The organism is Limnospira sp., assembly GCF_051859755.1.
GTDB classification, from domain to species: Bacteria; Cyanobacteriota; Cyanobacteriia; order Cyanobacteriales; family Microcoleaceae; genus Limnospira; species Limnospira fusiformis.
Genome location: NZ_JBIMLI010000011.1, coordinates 25216 through 37662, shown reverse-complemented (window position 1 = coordinate 37662; position 12447 = coordinate 25216). Strand labels below are relative to the sequence as shown.

The following is a 12447-nucleotide window of genomic DNA, read 5'->3' as shown; positions in this document are numbered from 1 at the left end:
GGGCGATCGCTTTGGTATCTTACAGCCTGTTCAGAAATCATATTATCACCTCTCCAAGTCCCTCTCCCTCTGTGGGAGCCAGATTTAGGGCGATCGCTTTGGTATCTTACAGCCTGTTCAGAAATCATATTATCACCTCTCCAAGTCCCTCTCCCTTTGTGGGAGAGGGATTTAGGGTGAGGGGCAATGTATTAAGCGACTGGTAAACAAGCTGTACCTAAGATGTAGATAAGATACCCGGTTTCTCAGAGTTGATTAACCTTTTCTCCAGCGGACGATCGCCCGATTTGATTCACCAATCCACAGGACGAGGGAGGTTCCGCCTATAATCCATAACCAGTCTGTCAGACACAGGGGAACAGTTCGGAAAATGCTGCCGCCAAATTGAACAATCAGAATTTGTCCGATGAAAATGACTCCGGCGATCGCCAAAAAACTAGGATTTTGCCAGAGTTGGGATAAGACCGAATCCTTGGAACCGAAGCATTTGGCATTAAATAAATTCCAGAATTGCAGCATCACAAAACTGGTGAAAAATAGTGAGAGTTCATAGGCTGTTACCTGATGATCAGATTGGATATACAGTAGAAAACCGACCAGAATCACTAAAAATACTGCCCCCACAGTAAAGATTGACGACGACATGGCTGGGGAGATAATAAAGTCTTCCGGGTTTCTGGGTGGTACTTCCATCACCCTTTCGGTCGGGGGTTCTGTGGCTAAGGCGAGGGCGGCGAAGGTATCCATAATTAGGTTTACCCACAAAAGCTGAATTACGGTAAAGGGTAGGTTAATGCCGATAAAAGGTCCTAACAGCGCAATAATGCAGGCGACCACATTAATTGTGAGTTGAAACAAGATGAATTTTTGGATGTTTTGATAGAGCGATCGCCCCCATAAAACTGCCTGTTTGACACTCCGAAAAGAGTCATCTAACAGGATAATATCGCTGGCTTCTTTGGCCACAAAAGTGCCGCTACCCATGGCTAAACCGACTTGGGCTTGATTGAGAGCCGCCGCATCATTGGTTCCGTCTCCGGTAACGGCTACCACCTCTCCTTGAGCCTGTAATAGCTGGACGATGCGCTGTTTATCTTGAGGACGAGCGCGACCTATTACCCGCACTTTTTTGAGGGTTTTGCTGGCGAGTTCATCATCCATGTCTCGGAGTTGGCTTCCGGTAATATAAGCCTCGCTGGTGTCGTTTTCATCGATAATCCCAATTTGACTACCAATTTGGGCGGCGGTTAGCAGACTATCGCCGGTAATCATTTTAATATCAATTCCGGCTTGGCGACATTGGCGGACGGCTTCGGTAACTTCTGGACGTACCGGATCGGCGATCGCCACAAATCCTAACCATACTACATCTTGGCGATCGTCTACATTCAAATCATCCCCTTCGAGTTGGGGTTGAGGGATATAAGCAAATCCCAGGGTTCGCATTCCTCCCGCATCGCAGTTTTTTAACTCCTGAGAAATCAATCTTCTGGTTTCTGGGGTGAGGGTAATTACGCCCTTTTCCGACAAATAGGAGGAACAATGACCTAGGACAATATCGGGAGCGCCTTTGATGTGCATTATCTCCTGATTATTGATAGCTGATATTCCCAGGGTCGCCATATATTTGCGATCGGGGGTAAAAGCTAGTTGTTGTTTAATCTCAAACCTATTGCGTTCGGAGAGATAATCAATCTGATTTTGTTCTAACCATAACAACAGCGCCGCCTCCGTGGGATTCCCGATCGCCTTAGATTTTTGGTTCTCATGTTGTTCTAAGTTGGCGGTACTGTTGGCGGCTATGGCTTCGGTTAATAAATCACTGGGAATATCGTGGCTGAAACTGGGGAAATTTATCTCTTGTACCTGCATTTTATTCATGGTTAAAGTTCCGGTTTTATCAGAACAAATAACCGTAGCCGCGCCAATGGTTTCGCAGGCGTGCATCCTTCGCACGAGGTTATTTTGTTTGGTCATTTTCCTCATGCTATAGGCGAGGCTGAGGGTGACACTTAGCGCCAGACCTTCCGGGACAGCGACCACAATCACCGCCACCGCAATCATAAAGTAGGTGACAAACTCAGTGGCGGCTGATGCGGGAATCCAATCACTAACATTATCGGGAATAAAATTGCCTCCATAACCGATCGCAATTCCCACCCCAAAAACTAACAAACCTATTAAAGTTGATTTCACCCAGCCAATGGCGTGATCATCTTCTAACCATTCTGGCACAGTCGCCTCATAACCTGAGATTTCTAAACCATCATAAACAATGGGTAACCATACCCTAACTAGGGTAATGATTAAACTGGTAGCAGCTAGGGCGACTATATACCACTGTCCTAGACTCAGGTTAAGGTTTCCGGTGAGGATACCGCGCACCACTAAGGCTATATCAATTAAAACGGCAATGGCTAACCCTAGGACTCCAATTAAGCGACTGAGGCGGTCTAATTGCTGTTTTAGGGGGGTGTCTATATTGGTGATTTCGCACACTAATTGCGCGGTTTGACCGATTTCTGTACTATCGCCAACAGCGGTCACTTCAAAGGTGCCATGACCGTCTGTAACTACTGTTCCTCGTAATAAGCGATCGGGAGGATAGGCGCTATCTGGAAGTTCGCCACTGGCTTCTAATTGTGATGTTCCTAACTTTTTGACGGCTTCCGATTCTCCGGTTAAGCTGGCTTCATTTACCCGCAGCGAAACCGATTCAATTAATTGACCATCGGCGGGGATTTCGTCCCCCAATTCGATGATCACAATATCACCGACTACTATATCTTTTTTGGGAATGGTGGTAAAACTATGATCTCGGATTACTTTGATGGGGACTTCATCATTCATCCGGTTGAGAATATCAAATTCTTGATTGGCTTTATACTCGTTTAAGAAAGCTAGGGTAGTGGCTAAGGCGATCGCTACAATAATACCAATTCCTTCTACATAATTGCCATTAACTATTCCTAAACTAATGGCGATCGCCGCCGCCATAATCAAAATCCGAATCACCGGATCATCAAACTTTCCCAAAAATTGCCGCCAAGCTGCTTCCCTTGGTGGGGGAGTCATGATATTACTTCCGTGAGTTTGGCGACTTGTCTCTACCTCTGGGGGAGTTAATCCTTTTAAGTGATGGATGTCTTGGCGCTGGTCCTGGGTTATGGTCATCGGCGAGGCTCCTATATTAGCATCTATACTGATAAAAATCAGATTGTGTTATTCTAAAATAAGCGTGTTATATTGGCATCAGCCTAGTCAAATATCGGCTTATGTCTTCCGCTTGGCACAAATGGGAACCCGATTAAATTGCGATCGTCTGTGAACTTCATCAGCTAAAATACTTAACTGATTACATATATTGACTCCGGCTTCAATTTTAACTATACCACTTTCCCCTCAGATTGGGGAACCATTTTCCCGGATTTTTAGTCTCAACCAGCCTGACCCACCGCGACAAAATCCACTCATTTTAACATAAATTAGTGAGACTTCGCAACTAGCCGCCTCCCTATCATTAAATGTATTCAAAATAAAGCATATTACTGTGTAAATATCTCCTCAACAATGCCGTTGGGGGTTCCCATCATGTATGGTATATTATCTACTTTGATTTTCTCGGAAGTATGACCTCACTTGACCCTAACCCGCCGCCTAAAAATCTGAATAATGAGTTGGCGAAAGAACGCAACCGCGCCGCTTCGGAACGGACTTTAATGGCGTGGATTCGTACCTGTTTATCACTGATAGGCTTTGGCTTTGGTATTGACCAAATTGTGACGGTTATCTACGAAGAAACGGGGGATAATTACGTCAACCCTCTGCGTCTGTCTCGCTTCCTCGGTCTTTCGTTTATCGCCTTGGGAACTCTAGCACTAATAGCGGCTTCGATTGACCATCGCCAAGAACTAAAACGCATCTGTAGAGATGATTATTTATACACTCCTAGAATATCTCAAGCGCTGACTGTGGCTGTGATTTTGGCGATTTTAGGGGTGGTGGCATTCTTGGGAATTATGCTGGGTTCATAACCACTCTTTACCCTGAATTTGTGCTGATATAACTAAGGGCGAAGCCTGTGCATTTGTAGTTAGTTGGTTAACCACAACACTACAAATGCCGGCAGATTACAGATGTGTGGAACTTTAGGCTAGGCTGTACAGTAAACGCGGCACAATTTGAGCCACAAACTGAAGCAGGAAAATGGCAATAATGGGGGACAAGTCAATGCCACCCAAGGGGGGAATAAATGAACGGAAAATATTAAGATAAGGGTCAGTTAGTTGGCTAATAACCGATAAAGGACCATCGTATAAATTCACATTGGGGAACCAACTCAGCAGGATTCTAATAAAAATTAGAACCATGTAAATGTTCAGGAATTGTGCAACTGTATTAGCAAGTAGAAACAATGGTGAACTCATGCAATATCTCCGATAACTGGGAAATGGCTTATGGTGAGACCTCAAGGGTCTGGGAATAGTCAACTACCTAAAGTCTGGGCGGGTTCGACGGTTTCCCTGAGAGTGATTTAGTATGATTGACTTTTAACTGGGGTTTATGAAAGAGTAAACTCTAGCAGCTAATTATATCATACTTTGGGCGCTAGTTGATGCTAAATATCTTCGGCTGAGGGTGAGTCGTGAACCTCAGCAGAGATAGTCCCATTCACTCCCCCAAGTTGATGGCGTACATCATCGATCGCCTGATTGAGTTGAGAAATTTTGTCTTCTAGGTTCAAACGCGCTGTTTCCACATTTTCGGGGGTTAGGCGATCGCCTTTATTGCGGTTGCGCTTATTGTCTCCTAGGGAATTAGAGCTTTCGGAGTTATCCGCAGATAGTCGCGAGGAGAGGACAACCCCCAACACACCACCCACGATACCCCCTAAAGTAGCCCCTAATATCAGTCCGCTGGTAAAGCCTTCTCGATTAGCCATAGTTTTAGATTCACCTCATCATCAAAAATTCAAGTTCCAAAAGTGCGATCGCCCGCATCTCCCAACCCCGGAACAATAAAACCTCGCTCATCGAGACCCTGATCAATAATAGCCGTATAAACTTGTAGACTAGGATACTCTTGGCTAAGGGACTGTAAGGCTTGGGGGGCGGCTATCACGGAGATAATTCGCATCAACCCCGGATCAATACCGCGCTTGGTCAGTTCAGCCATAGTCGCCATAATGGTTCCCCCAGTAGCCAGCATCGGTTCACTAACGATTAACCGGGTTTGAGGGTCAAAGCTATCAGGAAGTTTATTGAGATAGCAACTCACCTGTAGGGTTTCCTCATCGCGGACCATTCCCAGGTGATACACCGACGTTAACGGCACCACGCTTTGGATACCTTCCATAAGGGCTAATCCCGCCCGCAGAATGGGTATAACCACCATCGGCGCTTCTGGGTTGATATAAGTAGCTGGACATTCACACAGGGGAGTTTGTACCGTAGTTTCCACCGTGGTGAACCAATCGCGAGTCGCTTCGTAGGTTAGCCACCGTCCCAGTTCCGTCATAGCGCTGCGGAATAGGGCCGGCGGAGTTGAGACATCACGGGCGATCGCCAACCAATGCTTAATTAGGGGATGGGGGGGGACGTAAACGCGCAGTTGCAGAGTCATTAGGGGGATAGTCAACCAAATTCGGCTTTTCCCTTCCATCATACTCCCCCAGCTACCCAGTCAGACTACCCCCGCATAGTTTTAAGAAATGTTACAAACTTATTGACAATTATTTTTAACAAGTCTAAAGTAGATTCTCAGTGTTCTCCTCTCAAATCAAAGGATCGGCAGACGGGGGCGGTTGATGAAAAAACCGTTCCCGCATTTCTTGTGAAAATGGCTGTGGGAGAGGCATTATCATGATTTTGCCCCCAGAAATGTCGCTTGTGAACGTTATACAAGCATGGTGAGGCGTTACACTGTAGAGTCAGGAAATTCTGGAAGAGAGTTGATCCGATGCCTGTTATTACCCACCAGTCCTTTGCTGATGAACCCCGACCGACTCAAAACTTTGATGTAATTGTCATCGGTTCCGGTATTGGAGGCTTAGTCACTGCCACCCAACTGGCAGCCAAAGGCGCGAATGTACTTGTCCTAGAAAGTTACATCATCCCCGGTGGTAGTTCTGGTTACTTTGAGCGAGAGGGATATCGATTTGATGTCGGAGCATCAATGATTTTTGGATTTGGTGACCAAGGCACAACTAACCTGCTCACCCGGGCTCTAGAAGCTGTTAACGTCAAATTAGAAACTATCCCCGACCCAGTTCAAATTCACTACCACCTACCTGGGGAACTCCAAGTTAGGGTTCACCGAGATTATGAGAAATTTTTGCAAGAACTAGGGGAAAAGTTCCCCGACGAACGAGACGGAATTCGTAAGTTTTATGACGAATGTTGGCAGGTGTTTAACTGCTTGAACGCCATGGAACTCCTGTCCCTGGAGGAACCCCGTTATCTGATGCGGGTTTTCTTCCAAAACCCAGGCGCTTGTCTGGGACTGGTCCAATACCTACCCAAAAATGTGGGCGAAGTCGCTAAACGACACATCAGCAACCCGGAATTACTCAAATTTATTGATATTGAGTGTTACTGCTGGTCTGTGGTTCCCGCTGACTTAACTCCCATGATTAACGCTGGGATGGTCTTTTCTGACCGCCACTACGGTGGGATCAACTACCCCAAGGGGGGAGTAGGTCAAATCGCCCAAAAACTGGCTGAAGGCTTACAGAAAGCCGGAGGAACGATTAAATACAAAGCCAGGGTGAAACAGATTTTAATTGAAAATGGGCAAGCTGTGGGGGTCGAACTCACTAACGGTACAGTTTACCGCGCTCGCCGTATAGTTTCCAATGCTACCCGCTGGGATACCTTTGGGAAACTAATCCCTGAAACAATGATGCCGCCTTCTGAGCGAAAATGGCGCAAACGCTATCAGAAATCGCCGAGTTTTCTCAGCTTACATTTGGGGGTAGAAGCCTCGGTTTTAACACCAGAAACCGACTGTCACCACATCATAGTTCAAGATTGGCAAAAAATGGAGGAGCCAGAAGGGACGATTTTTGTCTCGATTCCGACCCTCCTTGACCAGGATTTGGCCCCGCAAGGCTATCATATCATCCATGCTTTTACCCCGAGTTGGATTGATAATTGGGAAGATTTACCACCCACAGAATATGAACAAAAAAAAGAGGAGGCAGCCTGGGGAATTGTAGACCGTCTCGAAAAGATTTTTCCCGGTTTAGATGCGGGTTTGGATTATATGGAAGTGGGAACAGCGCGATCGCACCGTCGTTTTCTTAACCGGGATGACGGAACCTATGGACCTATTCCTAGCCGCCAACTGCGGGGACTCCTAGGAATGCCTTTTAACCGCACTGCTATTCCCGGTCTGTATTGTGTCGGAGATAGCACCTTTCCTGGTCAGGGATTAAATGCTGTCGCCTTTTCTGGGTTCGCCTGTGCCCACCGCATTGCCGTAGATTTAAAGTTAGGCTAAAACCCCAATTTAATTCGATAATTTAGTGGGAGGAAATCGCTCCCCTCCCCTATTTTCACCTGCTGATATTACTAAAAATTCCAAATTTATGCAAGTCTGTATTGTTACGGGTGGCAACTCCGGTGTCGGGTTAATGACATCCGTGGGTTTGGCTAAATTAGGCTATCATGTCTTTATTGCTTGTCGTTCCCACAGCAAAGCCACCAAAGCCATTGCTTATATCTCTCAAAAAACTGGCAACCCTAACATCGAATATTTGCCCTTAAATCTGGCTTCTCTGGAGTCAGTTCGTCAATGTGTTGAACTGTTTTTAGCCAAAAACTTACCCCTAAATATTTTAATCAATAACGCCGGAATATTCAACGGTCACGGTGTCACCCCAGAAGGATTTGAGTTGATTTGGGGAACTAACTATTTGGGACATTTTTTGCTGACTTACTTACTCTGGGATAAATTACAAGAATCTGCCCCTAGTCGAGTGGTTATGGTATCTTCAGATCTCGCCTTAAAACCCACGACAATTAAATGGGATCTATTTGTAAAATCTACCCCCTTCAACTTTATCGAATTATATAATCAATCTAAACTCTGTTTATTACTGTTAACCAGACAACTTTATCAACAATCAAGCCATGTCACTGTTAATGCTGTGCATCCCGGTTTTGTCCAATCTAATATTACCATCGGTCATCGTTTGAGTAAGTTTTTTGGTATCGGAATTAGCCCCAAAAAAGGCTGTTATAGTAGCTTATTCTGTGCTACTTCTCCCGACTGTGAATTAATCACAGGTAAGTTTTTTGACCCTAAAGGGAAGGAAATTCCTTTGCCTCCCTTGGCTTTAAATAATCAGTTATGTCAACAATTGTGGGAACAAAGTTTAGACTGGACTGGTGGTAATAAACCTGTGGGAACCCAGATAATTAATTATGATGGTACTGATGAAGTTTGGGGACCCTATAGCTTAAATTTAACCCCGGAGGAAATCGCTACAATTCGCCAACATATTTTTAAGGAAGTCTTACCTAAGCCACCGATTAAAGTTTTATTGATATCGGCACTAACTGCCTTATTTAAACTACAATTTGGCTCAATTATGTTGCTGTTCGTGCAATGTTATAAACGACAGTTTTACATGGAAAGACATTTAGATTCCCCGCAATTATTGCAGTTGTGTAAAGATGAAAACTTGTTGGCGATTATCAGAAAACATTTAGGGGATAATCTGCGGCTATGGCGTTCGGAATTATGGGTTAATTATCCCTCCCGTCAATTAATCCCATTTTGGCATAGAGATATTTACCCAAAATTATTGTCTGGGGAAGGCAAAACTATTAATATCTATATTGCTTTAACAGAAGTGACCGCCAGAAATGGCTTTGAATATATCCCCAAAACTGAGGCAGAAAATTGTCCCCGGCAAATTACTGACCCTTTCAGCGGTAATCATTTCTACAAGGTTCCTAATTCCGTGAAAAACCAAGTGATTCCGGTGGTTTTGCAGGCGGGAGAATTTGTTTTATTTACTGACCAAGTTATCCATCGTTCGGTTTACAATAGCAGTGGGAAGGTGCGTCTGTCTTTGACTTTAAGAGTTGCCCAAGATACTGTCAAAATTTTGCCGGGATATAGCCCAATTTATGATCAGCCACTATCTTTGTCTAATTAAGGCGATCGCTCTGGGTCTGGTTACGAATCCTATATTAATTGGCTTTTTTCCACCCACTTCCCATAATTCCGAGCAAGCCAGAGATAGTTCCAGCCCCACGCCAGATGGACAGTAAAGCCCTGTTCACGGCATATTGACCCTGTAACAAAGCGATCGGAATAGATACTAAGCCAATCATAATTAAAACACATCCTTTGAGAAAACGGATACCTTGAAGATAAAGAGAAGGATACAACTCTCTTTCAAATAAGCTTCTCGAGCTCCATCCCCAGTAACTTCGCTCTAACAACCACATCAAACTCATTCGAGATTCAGGAATCCGCTCACGCACAATGGCTTCATCAGCCCACACTATTTTTGCCCCTTGCTTATAAAGTCGCATAAATAAATGTGTGTCCTCTGAACCTTGCATGGCCAAACGTTCATCAAAAACTGTTTCTAGTTGCTTTACAAGTTGGCTGCGAACCAAAACATTACCTGTATAAGCAACATCCATAACCGATCCAGTTGGATAGCGCCTCGGCTCTAAAAATTGACCTTTTTCAATCCAATCAGGTACGTCAACACTATTCTCAAAGTAAGGGATAACTGGTCCTGTTACCACATCTGCTTCATATTTTTCCTGAACAATTAAAAGATTTTCTAACCAGTTTTCATCAGCCATCTCATCATCATCAATAATAGCAATAAAATCTGCCAGATCAGATGAGTTGATAATCGTTCGGTTACGAGCATAAGAAACTCCCGTTTGAGTTTCGATATCATAGCGTAAAGGGTACTTAAAACTAGGAGCGACTTCATCAATAATAATTTGGGCAGAACCCGAAGCATCATTATCAACAATGACAATCTCTATTTCGGGTTCATTAATTTGATGAAAAGTGAGCTTTTCTAAACTGTTTAGCAATCTCTTTAAATCATCCGATCGCTTATAGGTGGCTACGCAAATTGATATAAACATATTTTTACCTCATTAAAACTCGAGTCTAATTACTTGAACCATCAAAGTTTAACATTAAATTGGGAGGGAATCAATTAAATGAGATGAAATCTTATTTAATTAATGATTGATTCTTGGTTTTTTATTGATAATTTTAACCATCAAACAAAAATCAAAATCATTAATGTTGATAGTATTGATTAATCGTTCTCAATAAGACCATCTCCATTTGATCAATCATAACTTTAGGACTAAAATTATCCAGTACATGATCACGACAACGCTGGTCAAGTTCCGGGTCATCATCTCGCCAATTAGCAACCTGGTTAAGAACTTCTGCTAATTGTTCAGGAGAACCAGGTTCAACCAGATAACGGCTTAATTCACCTGTCATCATTTCAGGTATTCCCGCGACTCTACTACCGACAACAGGCGTACCAGTTGATAAAGATTCTAAAACCACCCTCGGACAAGGATCAGGCCAAATACTAGGAACAATCGTAACATCACTAACCCGATCAAGATCCGGTGTATTGGGAACATGACCCATAAACTGGACTAATTCTTTAATCCCTAGTTCATCCACCATATCTTTTAAAAATTTAAGATAGTTAATACGCGCTTCTGGTGAATCTTTTTTAGGTTCCAAAATAACATTTCCAGCAATTAATAAACAAATATCTGGTTGATGATTGGCCAGTAATGCAAAGGCTTTAATCAGGACTTCTATTCCTTTATTAGGGTTGAGTCTCCCCAGACACGAAAAAACTCGCCTGTTTCCTAAGATCTTGAAATCACGACGGAGGGATAATTGCTGATGATTATCAACGGAGTGGGGACTAAATTTTGGCGGGTCAATACCATTATAAACCACATCAATTTTCTGATGATCAATACCACAAAAATCAACCCATCTGTCTTTAGTTGCTTGAGAAACAGCTATAAATTTATCCACCCCTGACAATCCGGGTCGCCACTTGAATCTCAAAGAGTTTCCTGGTAGTTGCAAATAAGAGAGTAAAGGAATTTTTTTGATAGTTGATAAGCCATAGCCCCAAAATACAGAACTAAACTCATTAGACAAAATCATGGAATCTAAAGTTGTTTTGATTGGAGAAATATCATTAAAAAAATCCACAGCAAATTTGACCATATCAAAGGGATTTTTGCGGTTAGCTTGGTAGCGTTTGACCGGAATTAAATCTTGGCAGAATTGGCCATAGGTTTGTAGGAGGTCTCCTTCTTTGGTGTAAACCAAACTAACCTGATGTCCACGATTAGCCAGGCTTTGACAAATTTCCAGTAGATTTAACTCTTGACCGCCAAGAGTTGATGAGGGTTCATTTTCTAAAGCAATTAAGTGCATAGATGATGATTTTAAAGTCATTTTTTGATATACCAAATATGTGGTAGTTAACTAATACAGTTTATTGGAAAAAATTGACTGAATATAAACGATGAATTTACTTTTAGTCTGAGTCACCATTATTTCGCACCAATTAAATATCCCACCAATCAAATAACTCGGGCTTTAGATAATCTAAAGTCTTCTTTAATTTTAATTTGATTAACCTTAGAAAACTTACCAATGGCTTGATCAATACAACTTTATCTAAAGAACTGCTGATCATCCTAGGACTAATATCACTGGGGCTACTCCGTTGCCACCCAAGAGACGGACATACAATTAAAGATACAATTTCAGGATTTTGCTTTCGGAATAGATAATATGCCGTATCAATATAGGCTCCATCCAGGTCATCAAAATTAGGATCTTTTTCAAAAAAACAAGTTTGAAAACGTTTTTTCAACAGTTCTTCTAAAAATAATATCAAAGAATCATAAGCTGTATGATTAACAGCATAAAAATGTGTACCTAATGTTGGATAATTAGCTTTTTTTAAGTGAGTCCAAGTTGTTGATATATCGGGGTCGTAAAAATTATAATAGTCTGATAGCTTTAATTTATTATAAGCCAAATATCCTAGAAATAATAGATCCCAATTTACTTGACTAAGTTCATCAAGTAATTGTGTTTGTACAGAACAAAATCTACTAGAAATTGCTAGATCATCTTCCATGACTAATATATGACTAAGTTTGTCTGTTTTAGCAATTTTAATAATTTCTAAATGACTAAGGTAACATCCTAACACACCAATGCTCGGAAAAGCTAATTTTTCGGTGGGCTTGATGGCTGGAAAAATTTTGACTTTTTCAGAATTAAAATTTAATCCTATACTCTTGATTTCTTTCTCCATTTCACGTCTTCTATCAACCCTTTCAGGTAAGTTGATCACATAAATTTTGTCAAAAAAATCTGATATGTTCATATTTCGTT

11 protein-coding genes are annotated in these 12447 nt (G+C 42.5%); 4 read left to right on the top strand and 7 right to left on the bottom strand.

Features of this window, described 5'->3' with window-relative positions:
- Positions 1–206: hypothetical protein (locus ACTIE0_RS03575; RefSeq protein WP_439516835.1), on the top strand; the 206-nt coding region annotated here is incomplete at its 5' end.
- A gap of 49 nt (positions 207–255) precedes the next feature.
- Here the strand turns inward: ACTIE0_RS03575 and ACTIE0_RS03570 are convergent.
- The gene (locus tag ACTIE0_RS03570) at positions 256–3174 is read right to left on the bottom strand and encodes a calcium-translocating P-type ATPase, PMCA-type (RefSeq protein WP_006620622.1); all 2919 of its coding nucleotides are present in this window, start codon (positions 3172–3174) and stop codon (positions 256–258) included.
- Between the two features lie 455 nt (positions 3175–3629).
- Here ACTIE0_RS03570 and ACTIE0_RS03565 point away from each other — a divergent pair, with 455 nt between their 5' ends.
- Positions 3630–4034, top strand: a complete 405-nt coding sequence (locus ACTIE0_RS03565; RefSeq protein ID WP_006620620.1) for a YidH family protein — start codon at positions 3630–3632, stop codon at positions 4032–4034.
- A gap of 114 nt (positions 4035–4148) precedes the next feature.
- Here the strand turns inward: ACTIE0_RS03565 and ACTIE0_RS03560 are convergent, their stop codons facing one another.
- The 3 genes from ACTIE0_RS03560 to upp all read right to left on the bottom strand — a co-directional run bounded on the left by ACTIE0_RS03560 (position 4149) and on the right by upp (position 5622).
- Positions 4149–4427: a YggT family protein gene (locus ACTIE0_RS03560; protein ID WP_006669458.1), complete on the bottom strand. Its 279-nt coding sequence runs from the start codon at positions 4425–4427 to the stop codon at positions 4149–4151.
- A 191-nt stretch (positions 4428–4618) separates the two neighbouring features.
- Positions 4619–4942 (bottom strand): ssl2009 family thylakoid membrane protein, encoded by a 324-nt coding sequence (locus ACTIE0_RS03555; RefSeq protein ID WP_006620618.1) that lies wholly within the window; start codon positions 4940–4942, stop codon positions 4619–4621.
- Positions 4943–4971: 29 nt separating this feature from the next.
- Positions 4972–5622 carry a uracil phosphoribosyltransferase gene (upp, locus tag ACTIE0_RS03550; protein WP_035759746.1) on the bottom strand — a complete coding sequence of 217 codons (651 nt, stop codon included), beginning with the start codon at positions 5620–5622 and terminating at the stop codon, positions 4972–4974.
- Positions 5623–5958: 336 nt separating this feature from the next.
- On the opposite strand from upp, the gene crtH reads away from it, so the two are divergent.
- Together crtH and ACTIE0_RS03540 are read left to right on the top strand one after the other, a co-directional pair.
- Positions 5959–7500 (top strand): carotenoid isomerase, encoded by a 1542-nt coding sequence (gene crtH / locus ACTIE0_RS03545; RefSeq protein ID WP_006620615.1) that lies wholly within the window; start codon positions 5959–5961, stop codon positions 7498–7500.
- Between the two features lie 88 nt (positions 7501–7588).
- The gene (locus ACTIE0_RS03540; RefSeq protein WP_006669460.1) at positions 7589–9166 is read left to right on the top strand and encodes an SDR family NAD(P)-dependent oxidoreductase; all 1578 of its coding nucleotides are present in this window, start codon (positions 7589–7591) and stop codon (positions 9164–9166) included.
- A 34-nt stretch (positions 9167–9200) separates the two neighbouring features.
- On the opposite strand, the gene ACTIE0_RS03535 is transcribed toward ACTIE0_RS03540, so the two are convergent.
- From ACTIE0_RS03535 to ACTIE0_RS03525, 3 genes are all read right to left on the bottom strand, one after another.
- A complete protein-coding gene (locus ACTIE0_RS03535; RefSeq protein WP_006620612.1) occupies positions 9201–10127 on the bottom strand; it encodes a glycosyltransferase family 2 protein in 927 nt (308 codons plus the stop codon).
- Between the two features lie 160 nt (positions 10128–10287).
- Positions 10288–11493, bottom strand: a complete 1206-nt coding sequence (locus ACTIE0_RS03530) for a glycosyltransferase family 4 protein (protein WP_006669461.1) — start codon at positions 11491–11493, stop codon at positions 10288–10290.
- 112 nt (positions 11494–11605) lie between these two features.
- Positions 11606–12439 (bottom strand): glycosyltransferase family 25 protein, encoded by an 834-nt coding sequence (locus ACTIE0_RS03525; RefSeq protein ID WP_228116509.1) that lies wholly within the window; start codon positions 12437–12439, stop codon positions 11606–11608.
- Between the last annotated feature and the right edge of the window lie 8 nt (positions 12440–12447).